At 71.0% G+C, this 26886-nt stretch carries 23 protein-coding genes; 10 read left to right on the forward strand and 13 right to left on the reverse strand.

Features of this window, described 5'->3' with window-relative positions; translation table 11 throughout:
• Positions 1 to 47: 47 nt before the first annotated feature.
• Genes OKJ99_RS42360 through OKJ99_RS42370 form a run of 3 tightly spaced genes read right to left on the reverse strand, consistent with a single transcriptional unit; the run spans position 48 to position 3174 of the window.
• On the reverse strand, positions 48 to 821 hold the full coding sequence (locus OKJ99_RS42360; RefSeq protein WP_326023989.1) for a hypothetical protein: 774 nt from the start codon (positions 819 to 821) through the stop codon (positions 48 to 50).
• Positions 818 to 2251, reverse strand: a complete 1434-nt coding sequence (locus OKJ99_RS42365; RefSeq protein ID WP_326023990.1) for a hypothetical protein — start codon at positions 2249 to 2251, stop codon at positions 818 to 820. The genes OKJ99_RS42360 and OKJ99_RS42365 overlap by 4 nt, the downstream gene beginning before the upstream one ends.
• The gene (locus OKJ99_RS42370) at positions 2248 to 3174 is read right to left on the reverse strand and encodes an ABC transporter ATP-binding protein (RefSeq protein ID WP_326023991.1); all 927 of its coding nucleotides are present in this window, start codon (positions 3172 to 3174) and stop codon (positions 2248 to 2250) included. Before OKJ99_RS42370 ends, OKJ99_RS42365 begins: the two co-directional genes overlap by 4 nt.
• 121 nt (positions 3175 to 3295) lie before the next feature.
• Here OKJ99_RS42370 and OKJ99_RS42375 point away from each other — a divergent pair, with 121 nt between their 5' ends.
• Positions 3296 to 4456, forward strand: coding sequence for a sensor histidine kinase (locus OKJ99_RS42375; protein ID WP_326023992.1), 1161 nt, complete (start codon positions 3296 to 3298; stop codon positions 4454 to 4456).
• Positions 4453 to 5121, forward strand: a complete 669-nt coding sequence (locus OKJ99_RS42380) for a response regulator transcription factor (RefSeq protein ID WP_326023993.1) — start codon at positions 4453 to 4455, stop codon at positions 5119 to 5121. Before OKJ99_RS42375 ends, OKJ99_RS42380 begins: the two co-directional genes overlap by 4 nt.
• A gap of 3 nt (positions 5122 to 5124) precedes the next feature.
• Here the strand turns inward: OKJ99_RS42380 and OKJ99_RS42385 are convergent, their stop codons facing one another.
• Entirely contained in the window at positions 5125 to 6012 is an 888-nt protein-coding gene (locus OKJ99_RS42385) for an intradiol ring-cleavage dioxygenase (protein ID WP_326023994.1), read from the reverse strand.
• Between the two features lie 166 nt (positions 6013 to 6178).
• Positions 6179 to 7945: an aspartate--tRNA ligase gene (gene aspS / locus OKJ99_RS42390; protein WP_326023995.1), complete on the reverse strand. Its 1767-nt coding sequence runs from the start codon at positions 7943 to 7945 to the stop codon at positions 6179 to 6181.
• Between the two features lie 152 nt (positions 7946 to 8097).
• Here aspS and OKJ99_RS42395 point away from each other — a divergent pair, with 152 nt between their 5' ends.
• The gene (locus tag OKJ99_RS42395; protein WP_326023996.1) at positions 8098 to 10263 is read left to right on the forward strand and encodes an ATP-binding SpoIIE family protein phosphatase; all 2166 of its coding nucleotides are present in this window, start codon (positions 8098 to 8100) and stop codon (positions 10261 to 10263) included.
• Here the strand turns inward: OKJ99_RS42395 and OKJ99_RS42400 are convergent.
• From OKJ99_RS42400 to OKJ99_RS42410, 3 genes are all read right to left on the reverse strand, one after another.
• Positions 10188 to 11291, reverse strand: coding sequence for an AI-2E family transporter (locus OKJ99_RS42400; protein ID WP_326023997.1), 1104 nt, complete (start codon positions 11289 to 11291; stop codon positions 10188 to 10190). The two genes, OKJ99_RS42395 and OKJ99_RS42400, sit on opposite strands and share 76 nt — an antisense overlap.
• A gap of 82 nt (positions 11292 to 11373) precedes the next feature.
• The gene (locus OKJ99_RS42405; protein WP_326023998.1) at positions 11374 to 12339 is read right to left on the reverse strand and encodes a pirin family protein; all 966 of its coding nucleotides are present in this window, start codon (positions 12337 to 12339) and stop codon (positions 11374 to 11376) included.
• 180 nt (positions 12340 to 12519) lie between these two features.
• Positions 12520 to 12978 carry an SseB family protein gene (locus tag OKJ99_RS42410; protein WP_326023999.1) on the reverse strand — a complete coding sequence of 153 codons (459 nt, stop codon included), beginning with the start codon at positions 12976 to 12978 and terminating at the stop codon, positions 12520 to 12522.
• Positions 12979 to 13175: 197 nt separating this feature from the next.
• On the opposite strand from OKJ99_RS42410, the gene OKJ99_RS42415 reads away from it, so the two are divergent.
• The 3 genes from OKJ99_RS42415 (at position 13176) to OKJ99_RS42425 (ending at position 16816) form a co-directional block, all read left to right on the forward strand.
• Positions 13176 to 15014 (forward strand): acyl-CoA dehydrogenase, encoded by a 1839-nt coding sequence (locus OKJ99_RS42415; RefSeq protein ID WP_326024000.1) that lies wholly within the window; start codon positions 13176 to 13178, stop codon positions 15012 to 15014.
• Positions 15015 to 15201: 187 nt separating this feature from the next.
• Complete coding sequence (locus OKJ99_RS42420) at positions 15202 to 16509, forward strand: M18 family aminopeptidase (protein WP_326024001.1); 1308 nt, start codon at positions 15202 to 15204, stop codon at positions 16507 to 16509.
• Positions 16510 to 16591: 82 nt separating this feature from the next.
• Positions 16592 to 16816, forward strand: coding sequence for a DUF6458 family protein (locus OKJ99_RS42425; protein WP_326024002.1), 225 nt, complete (start codon positions 16592 to 16594; stop codon positions 16814 to 16816).
• On the opposite strand, the gene OKJ99_RS42430 is transcribed toward OKJ99_RS42425, so the two are convergent.
• Positions 16813 to 18642, reverse strand: coding sequence for an NHL domain-containing thioredoxin family protein (locus OKJ99_RS42430; RefSeq protein ID WP_326024003.1), 1830 nt, complete (start codon positions 18640 to 18642; stop codon positions 16813 to 16815). The genes OKJ99_RS42425 and OKJ99_RS42430 overlap by 4 nt on opposite strands.
• Positions 18643 to 18739: 97 nt before the next feature.
• Between OKJ99_RS42430 and OKJ99_RS42435 the strand changes: the two genes are divergently transcribed.
• Positions 18740 to 19597 (forward strand): YhjD/YihY/BrkB family envelope integrity protein, encoded by an 858-nt coding sequence (locus OKJ99_RS42435; RefSeq protein WP_326024004.1) that lies wholly within the window; start codon positions 18740 to 18742, stop codon positions 19595 to 19597.
• Positions 19598 to 19644: 47 nt separating this feature from the next.
• Here the strand turns inward: OKJ99_RS42435 and OKJ99_RS42440 are convergent, their stop codons facing one another.
• The gene (locus OKJ99_RS42440) at positions 19645 to 21171 is read right to left on the reverse strand and encodes an FG-GAP repeat domain-containing protein (RefSeq protein WP_326024005.1); all 1527 of its coding nucleotides are present in this window, start codon (positions 21169 to 21171) and stop codon (positions 19645 to 19647) included.
• 115 nt (positions 21172 to 21286) lie between these two features.
• Here OKJ99_RS42440 and OKJ99_RS42445 point away from each other — a divergent pair, with 115 nt between their 5' ends.
• Entirely contained in the window at positions 21287 to 21787 is a 501-nt protein-coding gene (locus OKJ99_RS42445; protein ID WP_326024006.1) for an LURP-one-related/scramblase family protein, read from the forward strand.
• Between the two features lie 42 nt (positions 21788 to 21829).
• Here OKJ99_RS42445 and OKJ99_RS42450 read toward each other — a convergent pair whose 3' ends face one another.
• The gene (locus OKJ99_RS42450; protein ID WP_326024007.1) at positions 21830 to 22642 is read right to left on the reverse strand and encodes a carbon-nitrogen family hydrolase; all 813 of its coding nucleotides are present in this window, start codon (positions 22640 to 22642) and stop codon (positions 21830 to 21832) included.
• Between the two features lie 179 nt (positions 22643 to 22821).
• Between OKJ99_RS42450 and OKJ99_RS42455 the strand changes: the two genes are divergently transcribed.
• Entirely contained in the window at positions 22822 to 23646 is an 825-nt protein-coding gene (locus tag OKJ99_RS42455) for a maleylpyruvate isomerase family mycothiol-dependent enzyme (RefSeq protein ID WP_326024008.1), read from the forward strand.
• A gap of 107 nt (positions 23647 to 23753) precedes the next feature.
• Here OKJ99_RS42455 and OKJ99_RS42460 read toward each other — a convergent pair whose 3' ends face one another.
• Both OKJ99_RS42460 and OKJ99_RS42465 read right to left on the reverse strand, forming a co-directional pair.
• Positions 23754 to 25076: an MFS transporter gene (locus OKJ99_RS42460; protein ID WP_326024009.1), complete on the reverse strand. Its 1323-nt coding sequence runs from the start codon at positions 25074 to 25076 to the stop codon at positions 23754 to 23756.
• Positions 25073 to 25759: a GntR family transcriptional regulator gene (locus tag OKJ99_RS42465; RefSeq protein ID WP_326024010.1), complete on the reverse strand. Its 687-nt coding sequence runs from the start codon at positions 25757 to 25759 to the stop codon at positions 25073 to 25075. The genes OKJ99_RS42460 and OKJ99_RS42465 overlap by 4 nt, the downstream gene beginning before the upstream one ends.
• Before the next feature lie 189 nt (positions 25760 to 25948).
• Between OKJ99_RS42465 and OKJ99_RS42470 the strand changes: the two genes are divergently transcribed.
• Entirely contained in the window at positions 25949 to 26806 is an 858-nt protein-coding gene (locus OKJ99_RS42470) for a D-alanyl-D-alanine carboxypeptidase family protein (protein ID WP_326024011.1), read from the forward strand.
• Positions 26807 to 26886 lie beyond the last annotated feature (80 nt).

The following is a 26886-nucleotide window of genomic DNA, read 5'->3' on the forward strand; positions in this document are numbered from 1 at the left end:
GCCCGTAACCGATTCCCCGGTTCCGGGCCCTTCGCGCTGGTGTCACGTCACGCGTCCCGCACCCGCAGCACCCCCCACCCCACCACCAGCGCCCCGCCCGCGTAGGCGGCGAGGACGGCGATGCCCGTCCAGGGGGCGAGCGGGGCCGTACCGGTTCCGGTCGTCGTCTGGACGGCGAGGCCCGCCGTCATCGGCGAGAACTTCTGGACCCGGTGCAGCACGTGCTCCGGCATCGTGATGATCAGGGTGGCGAGGTACGGCCCGTACAGCAGCGCCATCACCGCCCCGGCGGCCGCCGCCGCGTGCCGCACCACCAGCGCCACCCCCACGCTCAGCAGCGCGACCAGCAGCAGATAGACGACCGTGCCGAGCGCCGCTCGCCACAACGAGGCGGAGGACAGCGGGAGTTGGGAGAATCCTGACCGGCCCGACAGGACGGTGCGGCCCGCGGCCAGGGAGCCGAGGGCCGCGGGGAGCGCGGCGGCCAGGACCACCGCCGCGGTCACCGCCGCCTTCGCCAGGAACACCGTGGTGCGCCGCGGGTTCGCCGCGAGGGTCGTACGGATCATGCGCGGGTACTCGCACGAGACCACGGCGATCGCCACGAGCGCGGCCGCCGTCTGCGCCAGGTACACCCCGGACAGGGACAGCGCGGCCGGCCCGAGGACCCCCGACTGGCCCTCCCCGGCGCTCGCCGCGATCAGCGCGGTGAACCCGACCATCGCCCCGGTCAGCGACACCACCGTCCACAACTGCCCGGGAACGGTACGGAGTTTGGTCCATTCCCCGTGGATCGCCCGCCGGGTTCCCTTCGCCGTCATACGTCCCGCCCGCTCAGCCGCCACCGCGCCGCCCCGAGCACCACGGCCACGTACAGGCACAGCACTGCGAAGCCCGCCCACGGTGTGATGACGGTGTCGAGGAGCCGGCGGGTCTGCTGGACCGCGAGGCCGGCCGTCGGCGTGGCCCGGCCGACGAAGTCGCTGAACCCGATGGACGTGGTCTGCGCGACGATCGGCAGCACCACGAACGTGACGATCATCAGGACCACGGCCGGCACGGCGCGCCGCAGCAGCGCCCCGGCCCCCAGGCTCAGCACGGCGGCCAGGGCGAGGAACGCCGCGCTGCCGACGATCGCCCGCATCGTGGCCGGGTCGGTGAGGGAGAGCTCCGGGAAGAGCGGCGGGGCGAAGCCGTTGTCGCGCAGGGCGGGGCGGGCGACGAGGAACTCCGCCACGCTCGCGACCAGGCCCACGACGAAGACCGTCGCACCGAGGACGAGCGCCTTCGCGGCGAGCACCCGGCCGCGCCGCGGACTCGCGGTGAACGTGGTGCGCACCGTTCCGGTCTTGTACTCGGACGTGATGAACAGGACGCCCAGGGCGATCACCGCGATGGTCGCGATCTGGATGCCGTCGTCGAGGGCCATCTTGACCAGGTCGGGCTGTCCGCCGAGTTGTCCGACGCCGCCCATGCCGAGGCCTCCCAGGTCACCGCTGCCGGTGATCGTGAAGGTGCCGTCGTGCTCGCGGAAGGGCTTCGGGGCGGCGACGGGGTCGGCCATCTCGCCCTTCTTCATTGCCTGTTGGATGTCCGTCTGGCGCCAGCCCCCGTCGGCCCGCGCGGGGAGGGAGACGTGGTCGAAGACGGCCCTGCCGAGGGTGGCCACGGGGTGCATGCGCAGATCGCCCGGGCCGCTGCGCTCCTCCTTGCCGTCCATCGGCGACGTGACGAAGAGGCCCGCCTCGGCGGCGTCCGGCAGCCCGGCGACGGTCAGCGTGCCGACCTTGTGCCAGGCCCGGCCGTCGGCGGACTCGTAGCCGGTGACCCGGTCCCCGGCCCGTACGAGCCGCAGCCAGCGCGGGGCGTCCGCGCCGCCGGAGCCGGTCAGTTCGTGCTTCCCGTCGGCCATCATCCGCACGCCGTGCTCCGGCGTCACCATCAAGGCGGCGTACGAGGATCCGCTCGCGGTGCCGTCCTTCAGGAGCAGTCCCGCCTTCGCCCAGCCGGCGCTGTTCTTCTGCGCGGCGACGCGCACGGTGAAGGTGCCGTCGCCCGCGGCCGGCCGGTGCACGAAGGTCGAGCTGTCGTACTGCTTCGGGCCGCCGTAGCTGAACACGCTCCCGTTCGCCGACGCGACGGTCAGCAGCAGGCTGAGCGCGAGCAGTGCGATCAGGGCGAGCGGGGTGCTGCGGACGCTGCGCAGCTTGGTCCACTCCGCGCGCACGGCACGGACCATCGGCGACCTCATGGCGACGCCTCCTGAGCGGCGAACTCCGTTGCCGGGCCGGTGAGTTCCATGTACGCCTCCTCCAACGTGGCCCGGTGCCTGGACAGTTCGGAGAACGGGATGCCGTGCGCGCCGAGGCGGGCGACGACCTCCTCGGCGGCGAGACCGGTGACGGTGAGCGAGTCGGGCCCGGTCACGGCGACGGTGGCGTCGGCGCCCGAGAGGACCGCCAGGGCCTCGGCGCGCCTGCTGGTGCGCAGGGCGACACGCTCGCCGGACGCCTCGTCGAGCAGCGCCGTGACGTCGGTGTCGGCGAGCAGCCGCCCCCGGCCGATCACGATGACGTGGTCCGCGGTGTCCTGCAGCTCGCTCATCAGGTGCGAGGAGACGAGGACCGTACGCCCTTGTGCGGCAAGGGACTTGAGGAAGCCCCTGATCCACTGGATGCCCTCGGGGTCGAGCCCGTTGACCGGCTCGTCGAGGATCAGCACGGGCGGGTCGCCGAGCAGTGCGGCCGCGATGCCGAGCCGCTGGCGCATCCCGAGGGAGAAGCCGCCCGCGCGCTTCTTCGCGGCGGAGGCGAGGCCGACCTGGTCCAGGACGAGGTCGACGCGGCGGCTCGGCAGCCCGTTGTAGTGGGCGAGCCACAGCAGATGGTCGCGGGCCCGGCGGCCCGGGTGCAGCGCCTCGCAGTCGAGCAGGGCGCCGACGGTGGACAGCGGGTCGGCGAGCCGCGTGTAGTCCCGCCCGCCGATCAGCGCGGCGCCGCTGTCGGGCCGGTCGAGGCCGAGCATCATCCGCAGCGTCGTCGACTTCCCGGCTCCGTTGGGCCCGACGAACCCGGTCACCCGCCCCGCCTCGACGGTGAAGCTGAGCCTGTCCACGGCCGTGGTGGCCCCGTACCGCTTGCACAGCCCTCGGGCCTCGATCGTCATATCCGTCATGCCTGTTGACGTTAGGGACCGGGCGGCGGGACGGCGTCCCGCCCGGGCGTGGTCTCCCGCGGCACCCGCTCCCCCCGCAGGGGGACGCCGGCCGCGCCGCGCCCCGCCGATAATGACCGCCATGACCGGGACCTGGACCTGGACCACGGCACGGGCACGGGCCCAGCGCGCGGCGACCGCACGTGACCTGCCGCTGCTCGCCGCCGTGCTGCTGGCCGTGGTGGCCCTCGGCGAGGTCACCGGACAAGGCCACGGCCCGGAGCCCGAACTCCCGGGCCTGCTCGCCCTGGCGCTGGGCGCGAGCGTCCCCCTCGCCTTCGTCCGCTCCCAGCTCCTGCTCACCGCCACGGCCCTCACCGCGGCCACGCTGCTCGCCCCGCTCACGTACGGGCAGACGCTGTACGCGGGCCTCCCGGCGCTCGCCGCCGCCCTGTACCTGGTGGGGCGGCGCCAACCGGGACGCACCGCCGTCCTGTTCGCCGTGCCCTTCACCGCGTACGCGCTCACGGACGACAGCGGCCCCTACGGCGTCGTCCTCCTCGCGGGCGCGGCGGCCGCGCTCACCGCGGGCGGCGCCCGGCGCGCACGGGCCGAGGCGGCCCGCCGTTCCGCCGCCGACTGGGCGTACGCGGACACGGCCCTCGCCCATGCGGCGCTCGGCGAACGGGCCCGTATCGCCCGGGAGTTGCACGACATCGTGGCCCACCACATCTCGACGATCTCGGTGCAGGCGGAGACGGCCCGCTACACGACCCCCGGCCTGCCGCCGGAAGGCGCCGAGCGTCTCCTGGCGATCGGGGACACGGCTCGCCTCGCCCTCACCGAGATGCGCCGGCTGCTCGGCGTGCTGCGCGAGGACGTCCCCGAGGCCGCTGCCGTGACGCGGGCCCCGCAGCCCGGGCTCCACCAGCTGCTCGCCCTCGTCGACGAGGCCCGCGAGACGGCCGGCGGCGCGGTCCGGCTCATCCTGCGCGGCCCGGTGCGGGCCCTCGAACCGGGCCTGGAACTGACCGCGTACCGCATCGTGCAGGAAGCCCTGACCAACGCCCGCCGGCATGCTCCCGGCGTCGCGGTGGACGTCGAACTCCATTACACGCAGGATGAGTTGACCCTGCGGATACGCGACTGCGGCCCCGGCGGCAGCGCCCGGGAAGCGGGCCACGGCCTGCTCGGCATGCGCGAACGCACCGCGATGGCGGGCGGCACCCTGCGCGCGGGCCCGGCCTCCGCCGGCGGCTTCCTGGTGGAGGCGTCCCTGCCGGTCGAGGGCCCCGCCGTATGAACGCCATCCGCATCGTCGTCGCCGACGACCAGGACGTCGTACGGGCCGGATTCGGCGCCCTCCTCGACAGCCAGGGCGACTTCACGGTGGTCGGCAGCGCGAGCGGCGGCGCCGAGGCGGTCCGCGTCTGCCGCGAGGTCCGCCCCGACCTGGTCCTGATGGACGTCCGCATGCCCGGCACGGACGGCATCGAGGCGACCCGCCGCATCACCGGCGAGCTGCCCGCGACCCGCGTCGTGATGCTGACGACCTTCGACCTCGACGAGTACGTGTACGACGCGCTCGCCGCCGGCGCCAGCGGCTTCCTGCTCAAGGACATGCAGGCCGAGCGGCTCTTCGAGGCGGTCCGTGTGGTGGCCGCGGGCGAGGCGCTGCTCGCGCCGACGGTCACCCGGCGGCTGATCGCGGAGTTCGCCCGGCTGCGCCCGCGCGCGGTGCCCCGACAGGCCCTGGCCATCGACGCGTTGACCCCGCGCGAACGCGAGGTGCTGCGGCTGATCGCCGAGGGCCTGTCCAATCAGGAGATCGCGGCCCGGCTCGTCGTCGGCGGCGAGACCGTGAAGACCCACGTCAGCCGGATCCTCGCCAAGCTGGGCGTACGCGACCGGGCGCAGGCGGTGGTGGCGGCGTACGAGTCGGGACTCGTGGTGCCGCGCTCCGGCTGAGCCCTAGGAAGCCGACGGCATGGTGTCCGTCGAGTCGTGCGTCTCGTCCGGGGCCACGCCCATCGTCAGGGACGCGACGACGCCCTTGGCGATGTGCTTCTTGAGGTACTTGAGGTGCAGCAGGCCACCCTCGGTGCCGTTGTCCGGGTAGATCGTGTCCTCGTCGAGCGTCGTGCGCGTCGTGGTGTTCGTCGCGTACGGCGCCACCTCGGCCGACGCGAGGACGGCCGCCTCGGAGAAGAACAGCTGGCCGGTGTGGCAGGTGTGGCCGCCCTCGTAGCCCGCGTCCGTCCACTCGCCGTCCACGTGCACCTTGACGTGGATGTGCACGCAGCGGCCCTGGTACCAGCCCGGGAAGACCGTCCTGAACGCCACGCGGCCGTGCTTGTCCGTCCTCCACGTGCCGCGCAGATAGCGCTCGTCGTCGGTGGGATCCTGGTGGCCGCCGCCGGGCGGTGCGCCGGTGGGGTCGCCGGACGGCGGCTCGCCCGTCGGCGTCCCCGTAGGCGTCCCCGTGGGCGGTGTACCGCCTCCACCACCTCCGCCGCCCGAGCCCACCGCCTCGTATCCGGAGTAGACGCCGACGGCGTTGCAGTGCCAGATGTCGACGGCCGCGTCCTTCAGCGGCTCGCAGCTCTCCGCGTCGATCACCTTGAGGTTCAGCAGGAGCGGGATGCCGTCCTGGTCCTCGGTGATGTCCCGGCGGAGCTTGTCCGCGTCGATGTAGTACGGGCCCTCGGTGGTCTCCGTGGTGAGCTGGTAGCAGGCGCCCTCCGACGACGCCGCGTCCGTGGTCTCGTCGGCGAACGCCCCGCCTGCGGTGAGGGAGCCGGCCACGCCGACGCCGACGACGGCCGCGCCGCCCGCGAGGAGGGCCCTGCGGCGGCTCATGTCACGTCTGTGCGCTGGTTCCTGATGCTCTGTCATGGGCGAGGACGCTAGGAGCCCGTGCTGTCAGGAACCTGGGTGCACGCTGTGAATCACCCAGCAACGCCCAGGGCCCCCGCTCCGACGTGCGGAGCGGGGGCCCTGGGCGTGAACTGCCGTACGGAGCCGGTTACTTCTTCTCGACCGGCTTGCGCAGCTGGATGTTGAGCTCGCGCAGCCGCGACTCGTCCAGCTCGGTGGGCGCGCCCATCATCAGGTCCTGCGCGTTGCCGTTCAGCGGGAACGAGATCGTCTCCCGGATGTTCGGCTCGTCGGCGAGGAGCATGACGATGCGGTCGACGCCCGGGGCGATCCCGCCGTGCGGCGGGGCGCCGAAGCGGAATGCGCGGAGCATGCCCGCGAACTCGGCCTCGACCGTCTCGGCCTCGTAGCCGGCGATCTCGAAGGCCTTGAGCATGATGTCGGGCTCGTGGTTACGGATGGCGCCCGAGGACAGCTCGATGCCGTTGCAGACGATGTCGTACTGCCAGGCCAGGATGTCCAGCGGGTCCTTCTCCTCCAGGTCCCGCATACCGCCCTGCGGCATGGAGAACGGGTTGTGGGAGAAGTCGATCTTGCCGGTCTCCTCGTCCTTCTCGTACATCGGGAAGTCGACGATCCAGCAGAAGCGGAAGACGCCCTCCTCGAAGTGGCCTGCGCGCTTGGCGGCCTCGACGCGGACCGCGCCCATGATCTTCGAGACCTCGTCGAACTCGCCCGCGCCGAAGAACACGGCGTGGCCGGCCTTGAGGCCGAGGCGCTCGGTGAGGACCTTGACGTTCTCCTCGGTGAGGAACTTGGCGATCGGGCCCGCGAACGTGCCGTCCTCGCCGACGCGGATCCAGGCCAGGCCCTTCGCGCCCTGCTCGACGGCGTAGTCACCCAGGCCGTCGAAGAACTTGCGGGACTGCGAGGCGGTGTCCGGCACCGGCAGCGCGCGCACGTGCTTGCCCGCGAACGCCTTGAACTCCGAACCCTCGAACACGTCGGTGATGTCGACGAGTTCCAGCTTGGCGCGCAGGTCCGGCTTGTCGTTGCCGTACTTCAGCATCGACTCGCGGAACGGGATCCGCGGGAACGGGGACGTGACCTCGCGGCCGCCGCCGAACTCCGTGAAGATCTCCGTCATGAGCTTCTCGATCGGGCGGAAGACGTCTTCCTGCTCGACGAAGCTCATCTCGATGTCGAGCTGGTAGAACTCGCCCGGCGAGCGGTCCGCACGCGCGTCCTCGTCGCGGAAGCACGGCGCGATCTGGAAGTAGCGGTCGAAGCCCGAGATCATCAGCAGCTGCTTGAACTGCTGCGGCGCCTGGGGCAGCGCGTAGAACTTGCCGGGGTTCAGGCGGGACGGGACGACGAAGTCGCGGGCGCCCTCGGGGGAGGTCGCGGCGAGGATCGGCGTCGCCATCTCGTTGAACCCGAGGTTGACCATCTTCGAGCGGATCGAGGCGATGACCTCGCTGCGCAGCATGATGTTGCGGTGCATGCGCTCGCGGCGCAGGTCCAGGAAGCGGTACTCCAGGCGACGCTCCTCGCCCACGCCGTCGTCCTGGTTGATCTGGAACGGCAGCTGCTGGGCGGCGCCGAGCACCTCGACCTCGGACGCCTCGATCTCGATCTCGCCGGAGGGCAGCTCCGGGTTGACGTTGTCGGCGCCGCGGGAGACGACCTTGCCGTCGACGCGGACGACCGTCTCCTTCGTCAGCTTGTCGAGGACCTCCGCGGCCTCGGTGCCGGGGCGGGCGACGAGCTGCGTGATGCCGTAGTGGTCGCGCAGATCGATGAAGAGGATGCCGCCCAGGTCTCGGCGATTGTGCAGCCAGCCGCTCAGCCGGACGTCGGAGCCGACGTCAGAGGCGCGGAGCTCGCCGCAGGTGTGGGACCTGTACCGATGCATCGTCGTTCATCCAGCCTTTGCACTTGGGGTTCCCCGGGAGACAACCGGGATCCCCCCAAGCCTACCGGCCCCCGCCCACCGTCCCCCGCCCCCTGCACCCGGCGGAGAGCCTCTGGTGGCCGCAATCGATCACCTCTTCCTACAGTGGGGCAATGCGCACCGGTGACCTCCCTCCCGTGGAGGACGTCCTCGCCGCACTCGCGACCGGGCTGTGGCGATGGGACAACCGGGCGGGGCTCGTCACCTTCGATGCCGAGGCCGCCCGGCTCATCGGGCTGCCCACCGCCACCGCGGGCGAGCTGGTCACCCTGACGGAGGCCGCCGCCCGCGCCCGCTTCCACCCGGTCGACTGGAACGAGATAGACGGGATCGTGCAGCTCGCCGTCGCCGAGGGCACCGTCGCCGAGGCCCGGCTGCGCATCATGGACGGCCAGGGCCATGTGCTGCGCACCGTACGCAGCCGCTCCAAGCCGATCGCGCACGGCGACGCCCCGGACTCGTACGAGCTGATCGGCACGCTCCAGGAGGTCACCGAGCCGCCGCCGGGGGCCGCGTCGCGCACCCCGGTGACCGGCGACTGGCGGCGCTCGCGCGAGGCCTTCCTGCTGGACGCGGGGCGGGCGCTCGCGGAGGCCGGGTCCACGGAGGAGGTGCTGCGGGTCGCCGCCGGGCTCTCCATGCCGGGGTTCTCGCCGGACGGCCTCGCGGTGTTCGGCGTCGCGGGCGGCCGGCTCACCGTCATCGGGCACCACGGCCAGGAGGACGGCGACGCGTCCCCGTTCACCGACATGGACCTGGCCACGGACTATCCGGGCGCCGAGGTCGTGCGCACCGGGCGCGCGGTCTATCTGTCGTCGCCGGAGGAGTACCGCGCCCGCTATCCGGCGGCCTGGCCGCTGGCCGCCCGCTTCGAGCGCAAGTCGTGGGCGTTCCTGCCGCTGGTCGTCGCGGGCCACACGATCGGCGCGTGGATGGCGGGCTTCACCTACCCGGTGTCGTTCACGCCCGACGAGCGCTCGGTCCTCACCACGGTCGCGCGGATGCTGGCGCAGGCCCTCTCCAGAGCCGGGGTCGCCGAATCGGAGCGGGAGCTCACCGACGGCCTGCAGAAGACGATGCTGCCCTCGCTCGGCCCGGAGATCCCCGGCATGAACATCGCCGCCCGGTACGTGCCGACCGGTGGCGGCCTCCAGGTCGGCGGCGACTGGTACGACATGATCCCGCTGCCGGGCGGCGGCATCGCCCTGGTCATCGGCGACGTACAGGGCCATGACGTGCGCGCGGCGGGCCTGATGGGGCAGCTCCGGGTCGCTCTGCGCGCGTACGCCTCCGAGGGGCACAGGCCCGATGCCGTGCTCTCCCGCGCCTCCCGCTTCCTGCACGGCATCGGCGACACCGACGAACCGGGAGCCGACCCGCGCTTCGCGACCTGTCTGTACGTCCAGGTCGACCCCGCCACCGGCGTCCTGGAGATCGCCCGCGCCGGGCACCCGGACCCCGCGATCCGGACGGCCGACGGCACCGTCCTCGTCCGCCCCACTGCCGGCGGGCTGCCGCTCGGGGTCGACCCGGACGCGGACTATCCGACGACCCGTCTCGTCCTCGAACCCGGCGAGACGCTGCTCATCTGCACGGACGGCCTGATCGAGACGGGCGGGCACGACCTGGACACCGGCTGGTCGCGGATCCGCGCGGCCCTGGAGTCCGGCCCGGACGAGCGCCTGGAAGAGCTGGCCGACGCCCTGGTGCAGGCGGTGCACGGCCCCTCCTCGCACCACACCACGGGGCCGCTCGCGGACCGCCGCGAGGACGACATCGCGCTGTTGCTGCTGCGCCGCACCACCCAGTCGGCCGGTGCCACCGTGGCCCGGCGCACCGCGATGACCATCGCCCAGGCCGAGCCCGAGCGGATCGCGGCCGCCCGCCAGCAGTTGCGCGAGCTGCTGCACGACTGGGCCGACACGGATCAGGTCGACTCGGCGGTGCTGCTCGTCTCCGAGATGGTCACCAACGTCCTGGTGCACACCGACGGCGACGCGCTCCTGGTCGCCGAGATGACCCGGCACGGCGCCGAACCGCGGCGGCTGCGCGTGGAGGTCGCGGACGTGTCCGACGACCTGCCGCACAGGCGTCGCCCCGGTGAACTGGCGTCATCGGGGCGCGGTTTGGTGCTCATGGAGCTGCTCGCCGACCGGTGGGGCGTGGACCCGCGGGGCGAGGGCAAGAGCATCTGGTTCGAGCTCTACGAACCTTCGTCCGACACCGAGGCGTCGGTTTCACGTGAAACGGACGAGCCCCCGGCGTCCTCCGGCACGTAACGCCTTCTCAGCTCCCCGAGGACGCCGAACGCGGCGGCCACCAGCGGCACCGCGAGCAGCATCCCGAGGATGCCCGCGATCGCCGCGCCCGCCGTGATCGCCAGCATCACCATCGCGGGGTGCATCTGGACGGTGCGCGACTGGATCATCGGCTGCAGGATGTGCCCCTCCAGCTGCTGCACGGCGAGGATCACCCCGAGCGTCCACAGGGCGATGATCAGCCCCCGGTCGGCGAGCGCGACGAGCACGGCGACGGCCCCGGACAGGGTCGCGCCGAGGTAGGGGATGTACGCGCCGACGAAGACCAGCGCGCCGAGCCCGACCGCCCCCGGTACCTGAAGGATCAGCAGCCCGATGGTGATGCAGATGGCGTCGATGAGCGCGATGAACGTCGTGCCGCGCATGAATCCGGAGATCGCCTCGAAGGCCCGCCGCCCCATGGCCTCCAGGATCTCGCCGTGGTGCGGGGCGACGGCGCGTGCGAGCCCCGTGGCCCGGTTGGAGTCCTTCAGGAAGAAGAAGGTGAGCAGCAGCGCGAGCACGCTCGTGGCGAGCAGCGAGCCGAGCGCGGAGAGCCCGGCGATCACCCCGCCCGCCAGGTTGGAGCCCCACTTGCCGACCTGGTCCTTGGCGTTGTCGGCGACGTTGCCGAGGTCGTCGGCGCCGACGATGCCCACGTGGTCCCTGAGCCAGTCCCCGGCCTGCCGCAGCGAGTCGACGATCTGCTCGCCGGTGTCGATCAGCGCGGTGACCACGATGTAGCCGGCGCCGCCGACCACGGCGACGAGCGCGACGCAGGTGAGGATGGCGGCCAGCGCACGTGGCAGCTTCAGCTTGGTCAGCCACTCGAAGACCGGGCCGAGCAGCGCGGTGCCGAGCAGCGCGAGCAGCACGGGCGTGACGGCCGACTGGAAGATGATGACCAGCGCGATGCCGACGGCCGCGACGCCCACGACGAGCAGGACGACGACGCACCAGGCGGCGAGGCGGCGGGCGGGATCGGGGAGGAGTGGCTTACCGGTCTGCACCCCGCCAGTTGATCATGCGCGCGAACGCCCCGCCCCCCGGCCGGGTCCGGCCGAGTGACGGGGCGTCACTTCTGCTGGCACATCAGGTGTGCGGCAGGCGCTCCTTGGTGGGGACGACGCCCAGGCGTCCGGCCTGGAAGTCGTCGAAGGCCTGCTGCAGTTCGGCCTTGTTGTTCATCACGAACGGGCCGTAGTGCGCCATGGGCTCACGGATCGGCTGCCCACCCAGGATGACCACTTCAAGGTCGGGGGTGTTCGCGTCCTGGGACTCGTCGGCGCGCACAGTCAGGGACGAGCCCGCGCCGAACACGGCGGTCTGCCCCGTGTGCACGGGCCGCCGGTCGGTGCCGACGGAGCCGCGCCCGGCGAGCACGTACACCAGTCCGTTGTAGTCCTCGCGCCAGGGCAGCGTCGCCTCGGCACCCGGGCGGACGGTGGCGTGCACCATCGTGATCGGGGTGTGCGTGATGCCGGGGCCCTCGTTGCCGTCCAGCTCACCGGCGATGACGCGGAGCAGCGCGCCGCCGTCGGCGGTGGTGAGCAGCTTGACCTGGCCGCCGCGGATGTCCTGGTAGCGCGGGTTCTTCATCTTGTCCTTGGCGGGCAGGTTGACCCACAGCTGGAGGCCGTGGAACAGACCGCCGCTCATGACCAGCGACTCGGGCGGCGTCTCGATGTGCAGCAGGCCGCTGCCCGCCGTCATCCACTGGGTGTCGCCGTCGGTGATGGTGCCGCCACCGCCGTTCGAGTCCTGGTGGATGAAGGTGCCGTCGATGATGTACGTGACGGTCTCGAAGCCGCGGTGCGGGTGCCAGGGGGTGCCCTTGGGCTCGCCGGCCTCGTACTCCACCTCACCCATCTGGTCCATCATGATGAACGGGTCGAGGTGCTTGTAGTTGATCCCGGCGAACGCGCGGCGCACCGGGAATCCCTCCCCTTCGAAACCGCTCGGCGCGGTCGTCACAGCGAGCACGGGGCGCGCCACGGCGTCCGCCGGCGCGGCCACGGCGGGCAGGGTCAGCGGGTTCTCGACGGTCACAGCGGGCATGGCGGCCTCCTCAAGGTCTGCTTCCAATTTAGTTGAACGGTGAACATCTAGCAAGTCGCCCCGTATTCCCGACCACCCCGGGACCCCGTACGAACACGCGAAAGGCCCGGACGCGAGGAGCGTCCGGGCCCGTACGGGTGGAGAGGTGGGGGTGTCTAACCGGCTACGAAGTAACGGTGCCTAGCCATACATGCGGCGCATCGCGAAGTCGACCATCTCCTCGACCGCCTTCGCGTCGAAGACCATCCGGTGCTCGCCCTCCATGTCGAGGACGAAGCCGTAGCCGGTGGGCAGCAGGTCGATCACCTCGGCACCGGTGATGACGAAGTACTTGGACTCCTTGCCCGCGTATTTGCGCAGCTCCTTGAGCGTGCTGAACATCGGGATCACCGGCTGCTGCGTGTTGTGCAGCGCGAGGAAGCCGGGGTTGTCCCCCCGTGGGCAGTAGACCTTCGACGAGGCGAAGATCTGCTGGAAGTCCTCGGCGGACATCGAGCCCGTGGTGAACGCGCGGACCGCGTCCGTGAGCGAGGGCGGCGACGGCTCCGGGTACAGCGGCGGAGCCTGCTGCCCGTACCCGCCCTGCGGCGGCGCGTACTGCTGCTGCCCGGCGCCCGGGCTCTGGTCGTAGCCGTACATGAGGGAAAGACTACCGACGCCCGAGGGGGTGGCGGGACGAGAGCGCCAAGGCGCCTTGTTCGTCACAGATGGCCCACTGGGGGTTGATTCTTATTACCCACGGGTAGCATTGTGTTGGTTACTAGTTGGTATGCGTACGAGGACGGTCCGGGCGACCCCGGACGACCCGCCTCCCCGATCCTTACGGAGCCGTCGCCATGGGGCATTACAAGTCGAATCTCCGCGACATCGAGTTCAACCTCTTCGAGGTACTCGACCGCGACAAGCTGTACGGCACCGGACCGTTCGCGGAGATGGACGTCGACACCGCCAAGAGCATCCTCGAAGAGGTCAAGCGCCTCTCCGAGAACGACCTTGCGGAGTCCTTCGCGGACGCCGACCGCAACCCGCCGGTCTTCGACCCGGAGACCAACACGGCGCCGGTCCCGGCCTCTTTCAAGAAGTCGTACCAGGCCTTCATGGACGCCGAGTACTGGCGCCTGGGCCTGCCCGAGGAGATCGGCGGCACCACCGCCCCGCGCTCGCTCATCTGGGCCCACGCGGAGCTGATCCTGGGCGCCAACCCGGCGGTCTGGATGTACTCGTCCGGTCCCGCGTTCGCCGGCATCCTCTTCGAGGAGGGCAACGAGCAGCAGAAGAAGGCTGCCGAGATCGCCGTCGACAGGCAGTGGGGCTCGACGATGGTGCTGACCGAGCCGGACGCCGGTTCGGACGTCGGCGCGGGCCGCGCCAAGGCCGTCGAGCAGGCGGACGGCTCCTGGCACATCGAGGGCGTGAAGCGGTTCATCACGTCCGGTGAGCACGACATGTCGGAGAACATCCTCCACTACGTCCTCGCCCGCCCCGAGGGCCACGGCCCCGGCACCAAGGGCCTCTCCCTCTTCCTGGTCCCGAAGTTCGAGTTCGACTGGGAGACCGGCGAGCTGGGCGAGCGCAACGGCGTCTACGCCACCAACGTCGAGCACAAGATGGGCCTCAAGGCCTCCAACACGTGCGAGATGACCTTCGGCGACCAGCACCCCGCCAAGGGCTGGCTGATCGGCGACAAGCACGAGGGCATCCGCCAGATGTTCCGCATCATCGAGTTCGCCCGCATGATGGTCGGCACGAAGGCGATCTCCACGCTGTCGACGGGTTACCTCAACGCCCTGGAGTACGCCAAGGAGCGCGTCCAGGGCTCCGACCTGGCCCGCAGCACGGACAAGACCGCGCCGAAGGTCACCATCACGCACCACCCGGACGTGCGCCGCTCCCTGATGACGCAGAAGGCGTACGCGGAGGGCATGCGCTCGCTCGTCCTCTACACCGCCTCCGTGCAGGACGCGATCCAGGTCAAGGAGGCCGCGGGCGAGGACGCGAGCGCCGAGCACGCGTTCAACGACCTGCTGCTCCCGATCGTCAAGGGCTACGGCTCCGAGAAGGGCTACGAGCAGCTGGCCCAGTCGCTGCAGACGTTCGGCGGCTCCGGCTTCCTGCAGGAGTACCCGATCGAGCAGTACATCCGTGACTCGAAGATCGACACGCTCTACGAGGGCACGACCGCGATCCAGGGCCAGGACTTCTTCTTCCGGAAGATCGTCCGCAACCAGGGCGCCGCGCTGAACGCGCTCTCCGAGGAGATCAAGAAGTTCCTCGCCGTGGAGACCGGCGGCGAGGAGCTGACCGCGGCCCGCGAGTCGCTCACGAAGGCCGCCGGCGAGCTGGAGGCCATCGTCGGCCTCATGATCAACGACCTCGTCGCCACCGAGCAGGACGTGAAGTCGATCTACAAGGTCGGCCTCAACACGACCGGTCTGCTGATGGCCTCGGGCGACGTGGTCGTCGGCTACCTGCTCCTCAAGGGCGCGGCCGTCGCCGCGGAGAAGCTCGCGGCGGGCGCCACCGGCAAGGATGTCGCGTTCTACCAGGGCAAGATCGCCGCGGCGAAGTTCTTCGCGGCGAACGTCCTGCCGGGTGTGACGGGTGCGCGCAAGCTCGCCCAGACGACGAGCGAGTCGGGCGTGGACATCATGGACCTGGACGAGGCGTCCTTCTGACCCTGTCGTAGCTGGGCCCGTCGTCCCCGTGCGGGGACGGCGGGCCCTTTCACGCCTGGTCCCCGCGCCCCTTTTAGGGGCGCGGGGAACTGCGCGAACGGGACCACGACGGGACCGCCGCACGCCGACGGAGCCGCACGCCCACAGGGCCGCGCCCCACCCGGAGGGGCTGGCCTACCCTTGCCGCATGCGCACACCCAGCCGCCCCTTCGATCGCGGGCACACCGACGACCTGATGTCCTTCCTCGCGGCGAGCCCCACGCCGTACCACGCCGTGGCCAACGTGGCCGCACGCCTGGAGAAGGCGGGCTTCCAGCAGGTCGCGGAGACCGACGCCTGGGACGGGACAAGCGGAGGAAAGTTCGTGACCCGCGGCGGCGCCGTGATCGCCTGGTACGTGCCCGAGGGGGCACAGGCCCACACGCCGTTCCGGATCGTCGGCGCGCACACCGACTCCCCGAACCTGCGCGTGAAGCCGCAGCCCGACATGGTGAGCAACGGCTGGCGGCAGATCGCCGTGGAGATCTACGGCGGACCGCTGCTCAACTCCTGGCTCGACCGCGACCTCGGCCTCGCGGGACGCGTCTCGCTGCGCGACGGCACCGAGCGACTGGTGAACGTCGACCGGGCCCTGCTGCGCGTCCCGCAGCTCGCCATCCACCTGGACCGGTCGGTCACGTCGGACGGTCTGAAGCTGGACAAGCAGCGCCACATGCAGCCCATCTGGGGCCTCCGCGGCGACGGCGGCGACCCCTCCGAAGCCGACCTCCTGTCCTTCCTGGAGGACGAGAACGGGCTCGGCCGCGGCGACATCACCGGCTGGGACCTCATGACGTACGCGATCGAGGCGCCCGCCTACCTGGGCCGCGACAAGGAGCTCCTCGCGGGACCCCGCATGGACAACCTGCTGTCCGTGCACGCCTGCACGGCCGCGCTCACCGAGGTCAGCAAGCAGGACGACCTCCCGTACATCCCCGTGCTCGCCGCGTTCGACCACGAGGAGAACGGCTCGCAGTCCGACACCGGCGCCGACGGCCCGCTGCTCGGCACGGTCCTGGAGCGTTCGGTGTTCGCGCGCGGAGGCTCGTACGAGGACAGGGCGCGGGCCTTCGCGGGAACGATCTGCCTCTCCTCCGACACCGGCCACGCCGTGCACCCCAACTACGGCGAGCGCCACGACCCGACGCACCACCCGCGCGCCAACGGCGGACCGATCCTCAAGGTCAACGTCAACAACCGCTACGCGACGGACGGTTCGGGCCGCGCGGTCTTCGCGGCCGCGTGCGACAAGGCGGGCGTCCCGTTCCAGTCGTTCGTGTCCAACAACGCGATGCCGTGCGGCACGACGATCGGCCCGATCACCGCGGCCCGGCACGGCATCAAGACCGTCGACATCGGCACGGCGATCCTCTCCATGCACAGCGTGCGCGAACTGTGCGGCGCCGACGACCCGTACCTGCTGGCGAACGCGCTGACGGCGTTCCTGGAGGGCTGAACTCCGGTGTGAGGACGAGGGGTTCGGGGGTACCCGGGCCCCTCAGGCATTTCCGCACACACACCACAGGAGGAGGGACCTCATGAGTCTTGGAGGTTGCATCATCCTGGTCGCCTTCGGCGCGATCCTCGCCTTCGCGACCGACTGGCACATGGAAAGCGTCAACCTCGACCTGGTCGGCTGGATCTTCATGATCGTCGGCCTGATCGGGGTCTTCGTGTTCCGCAGCGTCGGCAAGCGCCGGGGCCTGACCCCACCGGCCAACCGCACGACCGTGATCGAGGACGAACGGCACCGCCACATCTAAGCGTCCCTGTCGTCCATCCCCGCGAGCACCAGCGGCAGCCGCTCCACCCCGCCCGCGGCGACCCGCACCGGCACGCCCCAGTCCTGCTGATGGACGTGGCAGGCGGGGTACTCGTTCTCCGGGTCGTCGTCGCAGGACGCCGCCATCGCCGATACGTGCAGCACCCCCTCGGCGACGGCGGGGTCCAGCGTCAGCTCGCGGGCCAGATCCGTGCCCGCGCCGTCGCCCGACGCCAGCAGCTCGGGCGGCGTCGACGAGACGAGGAGGCGGGTCGATGGCCCGTACCGCGTGTCGAGCTTCTGTCCTGCCGGGGCCTGGAAGACCACGTCCAACTGGAGCCGCCCGCCCGCCACTTCGGTCGCCGCGCGCTGCGTGCGGTGGGCGACGGACTCGACGCGCACCGCCTCCTCGGGCAGGCGAAGCCGGGTCAGCCGGTGCCGCGCGGACTCGACGACGACCACGTCACCGTCGACGACGAGCGCGTCGCTCGGCTCCCTCAAGTCTGTTGCCAGCGTCGTGACTTGACCCGTCGCCGGGTCGTAGCGCCGCAGGGCGTGGTTGTACGTGTCCGAGACCGCGACCGAGCCGTCGGGCAGCGCGGTGACGCCCAACGGGTGCTGGAGCAGGGCCTGTTCGGCGTCCCCGTCGCGGTGCCCGAAGTCGAAGAGCCCGGTGCCGACGGCGGTGTGCACGGCGCCGTCCCCGTCCACGTACCGCAGCGCGCTGGTCTCGGAGTCGGCGACCCACAGCCGCGCCCCGTCCGGGGAGACGGCGAGGCCCGAGGGCTGGGCGAACCAGGCCTCGGCACCGGGGCCGTCCACAAGCCCCTCGTTCGTCGTCCCCGCCGCGACGGCGACCGTCCGCGCCTCGGGGTCGTACGTCCACAGCTGGTGCACGCCGGCCATGGCGATCCACACCTTGCCCCCGAAGACTGCGACGTCCCAGGGGGAGGAGAGGTCGACGTCGAGGGCGGGGCCGCTGGTCGGGGAGCCCTGCCACCACTGCTTTCCGGTGCCGGCGACGGTCGTGACCGCGCCGGTCCCGAGGTCCAGGGCCCGCAGCGCGTGGTTCACGGTGTCCGCGACGACCACGGTGTTCTCGTCGAGCAGCGCGAGCCCCTGCGGCTCGTTGAAGGAGTCGGCGCCGAAGCCGCGCTCCCCGCTGCCGAGCCGCCGCACCACGGTCTCCCCGTCCGCCTCCAGCTCCACCAGCTGATGCCGCGTCGTGTCGCTGACCAGGAAGTTCCCGGACGGAAGGAGCACCGCCTTGCCAGGGAAGCGGAGGTCGGTGGCGACCGGCTCGGGGGCGACGTACGGCCCTTCGCCACGCCGCAGCGTGCCCTTCGCCGCATGCTCCGCCTCCAACTCCTCGACCAGCGCGCCGATCGCATGCGCATGCCCCTCACCGGCGTGCTGGGCGACCACGTACCCCTCGGGGTCGACCACGACGAGCGTGGGCCAGGCCCGGACCGCGTACTGCTTCCACGTCGCGAGCTCCGGGTCGTCGAGAACCGGGTGCTCGACCCCGTACCGCTCGACGGCGTCGACGACCGCCGTGTGCTCGGCCTCGTGCACGAACTTCGGCGAGTGCACGCCGATGATCACGACGGTGTCCCGGTGCTTCTCCTCCAGCTCGCGCAACTCGTCGAGAACGTGCAGGCAGTTGATGCAGCAGAAGGTCCAGAAGTCCAGGATGACGATGCGTCCGCGCAGGTCGGCGAGGGTGTACTCGCTGCCTCCCGTGTTCAGCCAGCCGCCTTTGCCGACCAGCTCGGGGGCGCGGACACGGGCTCGGCGGGTGGTGCGGGCGGGCGCGGAGTCGTTCATGCTTCAAGCGTGCCACGCACGGTCCGGCACCGAGAGCCGGCGTCCCACGGTGTGGCAGCCGCGCGCCGGGTGGTTCCGTGGCCGACGCTGGGCAGCTATGAGCGACAGCAGCGGACGCGTCACCCGTACCGTCCAGTGGGCCACCGAGCGGGTCGAGACCGTGCGGGAGCGGGTTCCCTTCGTCACGCGTGCGGTGCGGCAGCTCGGCGCCGTGCGGCTGCTCGACTCCTCCACGCGGCTGGCCGCGCAGGCGTTCCTGACGGCGATCCCGATGCTCTTCGTCGTCGCCGCGTTCGCGCCGTCGGCCGTGCGCCAGCAGCTCCTCGACTCCTCGCGCACCGCGATGGGCCTCAGCGGCGCGTCGCTCGACCAGGTCAAGCAGGTCTACGCGGCGGACGACACCGGTACCCGCGACACCTCGGGGGTCGTCGGGGTCCTCGTCACGCTGCTGTCGGCGACCGCGTGCAGCCGGGCGCTGCAACGCGTGTGCGAGCGGTCCTGGGATCTGCCGCCCGCGGGGCTGCGGCTCGTGGCCTGGCGGTGGCTCGCGTGGCTCGGGGTGTGGACGACGGCGATCCTCGCGCAGGGCGTGCTGCGCGACGGCTTCGGCGCGGGGGCGTGGCTGGGGCTCGTGCTGTCGTACCTGACGAGCGTGCTGCTGTGGTGGTGGACGCAGCATCTGCTGCTGGGGAGCCGGGTGGCGTGGCTGCCGCTGCTGCCGGGGGCGCTGCTCACCGGGGCGGGCGTGGTCACGCTGTCGTGGGCCTCGCATCTGTACATGCCGCGCGTGCTGAACCGTTCGCTCGCCCAGTTCGGCCCGTTCGGGCTCGTGTTCACGCTGTTGTCGTGGCTGATCGTGCTGTTCACGGTGGTGTGCGTGGGGATCTCGGTGGGCCATGTCGTCGCCAGGGAGCGGCCGGTGGCGCGGCTGTTGCGGACGCCTGAAGCGGGGTAGGGCCGCACCCCGTGCGGGGTGCGGCCCGTCCTGTTACCGCTTACCGCTTACCGCAGCGGGTTGCCGAACAGCGCCTTGGCGTCCGGGGCGCCGAGGTCCTTCGGGTTGAAGGCGGTGGAGCCGGTCGCGGTGATGCCGGTGGCGGTTCCGGGGAACGACCACACGGCGCCGGCCGACGCGTTCTCCGCGGTCGAGGAGACCGCGAGGTCACGGTTGCCGTCACCGTTGGTGTCGAGCAACTGGCAGCCCGCACCGAACGCGTCGCCCGACTCGGCGACACCCGGCACGTCCGCCGAGTTCTGGTTGAGCACCTGGGAGCCCTCGCCGGTCACGCCGTCCGCGGTGCCCCGCAGCAGCGCGAAGGAGCCGGCGTCCGTCAGGCCGCTGAAGTCCTCGCCCGCGATGCCGAGGGCGACCTCGGCCTTGCCGTCGCCGGTGACATCGGCGACGGAGACGCAGGTGCCGAGGTGGTCACCGTCCTCCTGGGCGCCGTAGAAGCCGGGCAGGGACTGGTCGAACTCCTGGGTGCGGTCGCCCTTGAGGCCGTCCTTCGTGCCGAACGCGAGGGTGACCTTCTGCATCGACTCGCCGATGTCGGGGTCCTTGGGGTCGGAGCCGACGACCAGGTCGTCGATCCCGTCGCCGTTGACGTCACCGGAGGCCAGTTCCCCCTGGGTCTCCGGTGCCCAGCCGCGCTTGAAGCCCGAACCGCTGCCGTACAGCACGGTGTTGTTCCACATGCCGTCGCCGTTGTACGAGCGCAGGGCCAGGTCGTCGCGGCCGTCCCCGTTGAGGTCGCCGACGGCCTTGAAGAACACGGGACCGGTCGTCGAGTCCGGCCCGTCGACGCAGCCGTACTCGTCGTCGACGCAGGTCGCGTCGTCCTTGCCGTAGCCCCACCACTCGGACTTGTCCATGAAGTTCAGCTTCTGGGCGGGGGCGCCGGCCTTGGAGACGGGCCCCTTCCACAGGGCGGCGCCCTCGGTCTCGGGGTCGTCGCCGTAGCTGCCCATGTCGGCGAGCAGGGCCAGGTCGGCCTTGCCGTCGCCGTCGAAGTCGCCGATCTGCGGCGACCTTCCGTACGTGGCGATCTTCGTGCCGCCGGTCAGACCCGAGGCCGAGCCCCAGACGATGACGCTGCCGGCGGTCTCGCTCTTGGAGCCGATCACGAGGTCGCTGTAGCCGTCGCCGTCCAGGTCACCCTTGGTGAGGTACTGGCCGAACGCTTCCTTGGCCGTCGCCGAGCCCGGGATCCCGGTGGTGGAACGGGAGATCAGCTGCTTGTTCGCGGGGTCGAGCCCGTTCGCCGAGCCGTACGTCACGGCGACGTAGCCGGCCTGCGCCTTGCCGGAGATCGTGCCTCCGGTCGCGGCGGTGACGAGGTCGGCGTAGCCGTCGCCGTTGAAGTCCTCGGCGGGGTCGGCCTTACCGGCGGCGGTGGTTCCGGTGGAGAGTGCCCCGGTGGCCGCCTGGGCCGGGGTCAGCGAAACAGCGGTCAGACCGCCCGCGACGAGGGCCGCGGAGAGCAGGCCGATCCGGTTTCTGCGGACACTGTGGGGTCGTGCGCGCAACATACGGTTCCTTTGGTCGTAAGGTCACGTCCACCTCATACGACCCAATAATCCCTCGAATGGTTGCACCCACCACTGAACTCGCTTTCGACGTGCGGCTTTCGGGCACTCTCGACGTATGCGCTACGAAGTGAAAGAGCGGATCTTCGGGATCGGCGAGGACTACTGGATCGAGGACGAGAACGGCCGCAAGGCGTACCTCGTCGACGGCAAGGCGATGCGCCTGCGGGACACGTTCGAGATCAAGGGCCCCGACGGGCGGGTCCTGATCGACATCCACAAGAAGGTGTTCGCGCTGCGCGACACGATGGTCATCGAGCGCGGCGACGAGGAGCTGGCCAGGATCAAGCGCAAGCGGCTCTCCCTGCTGCGCAATCACTACCGTGTCCAGCTCGCCGACGGCAGCACGGAACTCGACGTCAGCGGCAAGATCCTGGACCGGGAGTTCGCCGTCGAGTACGAGGGTGAGCTCCTCGCCGAGATCTCGCGGCGGTGGCTGCGGGTGCGGGACACCTACGGCGTCAACGTGGTCCGCGAGGACGCGGATCCGGCGCTCCTGATCGCGGTGGCGGTCTGCGTGATCCACCTGGCGGAGAAGGAACGGGGGGTGGTGGACTGATTCCCCGCTGATTCCCCACCCGCCCCGTGCCGACGGCCGGGCTCAGGCCCGGCGGGTCGGCGCCGCGAGCCCCAGTTGGCGGTCCTTCAGCGCCGGGAACTGCTCGCGGGTGACCCCGACCTTCGCCGGGTCGAACTCCACCCGCAGCACCTCTTCCCCGGCCCCCGCCTCCGCGAGCACCGCGCCCCACGGGTCGACCACGATGCTGTGCCCGGCCTGCGGAACTCCCGCGTGCGTACCGGCACTTCCGCACGCCAGCACGAACGCCTGGTTCTCCACGGCCCGCGCCTGCGCGAGCAGCGTCCAGTGCGAGCGCCGCCGCTCCGGCCACCCCGCCGACACGATCAGCGTCTGCGCGCCCCGGTCGACCAACCCCCGGTACAGCTCGGGGAACCGCAGGTCGTAGCACGTGGTCACACCCGCCACGGTCTCCGGCAGCCGCACCGTCACCAGTTCCTCGCCGGCCCCCATCAGCACGGCCTCGCCCTTGTCGAAGCCGAACCGGTGGATCTTCCGGTAGGCGGCGGCGAGTTCACCGTCGGGGGAGAAGACCAGCGAGGTGTTGTAGAGGGGGCCTTCGGGGTCCCGCTCGGGGATCGAGCCGGCGTGCAGCCACACCCCGGCGTCCCGCGCGACCTTGGCCATCGCTTCGAAGGTCGGGCCCTCCAGCGGCTCGGCCTCCTCGGAGAACAGCTCGTAGGCGAAGGCCCCGGTCGTCCACAGCTCGGGGAGCACGACGAGGTCGGCGACCCCCGCCTCCGCTCGCACCAGTGAACTCACGCGCTCCCGGCGGGAGTTCACAGACTCGACCGCTTTGTCGTCATTTACCGCGATCTGGATGAGCGAGGCGCGCACACTACCACCGTCCTGGCATTCGAGCCGTCGGCTCTACGTCACCAACAGCCCTACGTTCGTCACACCAAAGCACTGCCGGGGTGCCTACGGGCAGCGTAACTTAGCCTCTCAAGACACCCACGCCCGTGCCGAACGACTGTCTATACGCCCGTGTACCACCGCTCGAGGGGTCCCCTTCCGTGAGTCTCCACCCCAGCCTTCAGACCTACGCCGACGCCTGGACCCACTCCGTGGAAGCGATATCCGAGCTGGTCACGCCGCTCGCGGAGGGGGAGTGGAACCGGGCGACGCCGTGCCCGGGCTGGTCGGTGCGCGACATCGTCTCGCACGTGATCGGCGTCGACTGCGAGATGCTCGGTGACCCGCGGCCCATCCACACGCTGCCCCGCGACCTCTACCACGTGCAGACCGAGTCGCAGCGGTACCAGGAGATCCAGGTCGACATCCGCCGGCACCACACGGCACCCGAAATGGTCTCCGAGCTCGAGTACACGGTCATCCGTCGCAACCGGCACCTGCGCAACGAGTCCCGCGATCCCTCCACCATCGTGCGCGGCCCGCGCGGCATCGAGGAGACCCTCGAATTCGCCATGCGCAGGCGGGCGTTCGACATCTGGGCGCACGAGCAGGACCTGCGCTGGTCCCTCGGCAAGCCCGGCAACCTCGACTCCCCGGGCGCGTACGTCACCCGTGACCTGCTCCTGTCGATCCTCCCGAAGATCGTCACGAAGGACGCGGGCGCCCCGGCGGACTCGGCCGCCGTGTTCGATGTGCACGGCCCCGTGGAGTTCCTGCGCACGGTGCGCGTGGACGCCGACGGCAAGGGCACGATCGACGGCTCCCCCTCGCTCGGCCCGGCGGTGACGATCGCCCTGGACTGGGAGACGTACGTACGGCTGTCCTGCGGACGCGTCGCGCTGGACGCGGTGGCGGACCGGGTGAAGGTCGAGGGCGACGCGGATCTCGCGTCCGCGATCCTGGCGGCGTTTCCGGTCACGCCCTGACGTTCGGTACGCCCCGCTGCCCCTACGCCACGGGGCTCCGCCCCGGACCCCGCTGCTCAATCGCCGCAGGGGCTTGATTGGTCCACCGAGCCTTGGGCGGCAGGGTCTTACACGGGGACGTGGACCGATGCCACCCGGGAAGCGACCAGGCGTTCGCGTTCGGCTCGGGCCGCGCGGCCCCGCAAACGGAGGATCTGGCTCACGCCGAGCGCCTCAAGGACGAACACCGCCGAGAACGCCACGCGGTAGTTGTCCCCGGTCGCGTCGAGCAGCACCCCCACCGCGAGCAGCGTCGTCATCGAGGCGATGAACCCGCCCATGTTGACGATCCCGGACGCCGTCCCCTGCCGCTCCGGCGGGTTCGCCGGCCGCGCGAAGTCGAAGCCGATCATCGACGCGGGGCCGCACGCCCCGAGCACCACGCACATCACCACGAGCAGCCACATGGGCGCCTGCCCCGGCCACACGATGGGCATCGCCCACATCACCGCGGTCGTCGCCACGGTCCCCAGCGCGAGCGGCAACCGCGCCGCATGGTGCCGCGCCACGATCTGCCCGTACACGAGCCCGACCGTCATGTTGGACAGCACCACGAGCGTCAGCAGCTCACCGGCCGTCCCCCGCGAGAGCCCCTGCGCCTCCACCAGGAACGGCAGCCCCCACAGCAGCAGGAACACCATCGCGGGGAACTGCGTCGAGAAGTGCACCCACAGCCCGAGCCGCGTCCCCGGCTCCCGCCAGGTCGTCGCGATCTGCCCGCGCAGATAGGCGGCGCCCTTGTGCGTGCCGGACGGCGGAGCGGGCTCGTACCCCTCGGGGTGGTCCTTGAGGAACAGCAGCATCAGCACGAGCACCACGACACCCGCGACCGCGCTGCCCGCGAACGCGGCCGTCCACCCGATGCCGTGCAGCAGCCGGGCGATGACCAACGTGGAGATCAGGTTGCCCGCCATGCCGACGAGCCCGGCCAACTGAGCGACCAGTGGACCGCGCCGCGCCGGGAACCACCGCGTGCCGAGCCGCAGCACGCTGATGAACGTCATGGCGTCGCCGCAGCCGAGCAGCGCGCGCGACACGAGCGCCATCGAGTACGACGAGGAGAACGCGAAGCCCAGCTGCCCGATGGTGAACAGGATCACGCCGAGCGTCAGCACCTTCTTGGTGCCGAGCCGGTCGACCATCAGGCCGACCGGTATCTGCATGCCCGCGTACACGAGCAGCTGGAGGATCGAGAACGTCGAGAGCGCGGAGGCGTTGATGTGGAAGCGCTCGACGGCGTCCAGACCCGCGACACCCAGCGACGTACGGAAGATGACGGCGACGAAGTAGACGGCGACGCCGATCGACCAGACGGCGACGGCCCGCCGTCCGCCGGGCGGATCGCCGGGCAGGGACATCGAGGGGGAGGACGGGGAGGTGGCTGAACTCATCGCTCGTCACCCCGCGCCAGGCCGCGCACCCAGCTCACGTGCCGGCGCACGACGGCGACGGCGGCCTCCTCGTCCGCGGCCCGCAGGGCATCGAGGATCTCGCTGTGCTCGGAGAGCGTCTTCGCGATGCGGTCGGGGTGCGAGCGCATCACGGCGACGCCCATCCTCAGCTGCCGGTCGCGCAGCTGGTCGTAGAGGCGGGAGAGGATCTCGTTGCCCCCGCTGCGGACGATCTCCGCGTGGAAGCAGCGGTCGGTGGTGGCGGCCTCCGTGAACTGTCCGGCGGCGGCCTGCGCCCGCTGCTCCTCCAGGAGTTCCTCCAGGCGCGCGATGAGCTGCGGCTGGGCCGGCACGGCCTTGCGCACCGCGTGCTCCTCGACGAGCAGCCGGGTCTCCACGACGTCCGCGATCTCCTGCGCGGAGACCGGCAGGACCAGGGCGCCCTTCTTCGGGTAGAGCTTGAGCAGCCCCTCGACCTCCAGCTTGAGCAGCGCCTCGCGCACGGGCGTGCGGGAGACGCCCACGGCCTCGGCGAGCTCGCCCTCGGTGAGCAGCGTCCCACCCTCGTAGCGGCGCTCGAGAACGCCTCGTTTTACGTGGTCGTAGACGCGCTCGGCGGCGGGTGGCCGCTTCTCGGCGGCGGGCTTGGGGGAAGCGGCCTGTTCAGTGACGGTCGACGACATGCGCACATCATAGATACAACACGTACGCAAGACGGAGGGCGTCCATGATGCGGGACGCCCGCCCCGGCGCAACCTTTTCCACGCAACCACCCGGGCGCTTCACGTGTCTCACACAGCGCGCCCCCATCCTCAAGGGGCGCAATTCCAGGCACATTTGGAGCATTCGACTTGAAAACTCGCAGAGCGGGCATGGCCGTTCTCCTCACGGGGACCGTGCTCGCCAGTGGCGCTCTCACCACCACCGCGCAGGCCGCCACGGCACCTGCCAAGCCGACGGTCGCCGCGGTCGGTGGCTATGTGATGAACAACGGGACGGGTTCGAGCCTGTTCACGAAGGCCGCGGACACCCGTAGGTCCACCGGCTCCACCACCAAGATCATGACCGCCAAGGTGGTGCTGGCCCAGACGAATCTGAACCTGGATTCCAAGGTCACGATCCAGAAGGCGTACAGCGACTACATCGTCAAGAACACCGCGTCGTCGGCCCGCCTGATCGTCGGCGACAAGGTCACCGTCCGCCAGCTGCTGTACGGCCTGATGCTGCCCTCCGGCTGCGACGCGGCGTACGCGCTCGCGGACAAGTTCGGCTCGGGCTCGACCCGTTCGGCGCGCGTGAAGTCCTTCATCGGCAAGATGAACAAGTCCGCGACCGACATGGGCCTGAAGAACACCCACTTCGACTCGTTCGACGGCATCGGCCACGGCGCCAACTACTCGACTCCGAGGGATCTCACGAAGATCGCGTCCTCGGCGATGAAGAGCGCGACGTTCCGCTCGGTCGTGAAGACGAAGTCGACGAAGCAGAAGGTCACGACGAAGTCCGGCGGCTACCGCAATATGTCGTGGTCCAACACGAACAGCCTGCTCGGTACGTACTCCGGGACCATCGGCGTCAAGACCGGGTCGGGGCCGCAGGCCGGGTACTGCCTGGTGTTCGCGGCGACGCGGAGCGGGAAGACCGTGATCGGGACGGTGCTGAAGTCGACGTCTGTGAGTGCGCGGACGTCCGACGCCAAGAAGCTCATGGACTACGGGTTCAAGAGGTAGGCCCAGGTAAATGAAGCCCCTCCGGCGATTGAGGAGCGGGGTCTGGGGCAGAGCCCCAGGCTTCAGCCCCGTCGCCGGAG

The sequence above is a fragment of the Streptomyces endophyticus genome (genome assembly GCF_035798155.1).
GTDB classification, from domain to species: Bacteria; Actinomycetota; Actinomycetes; order Streptomycetales; family Streptomycetaceae; genus Streptomyces; species Streptomyces endophyticus.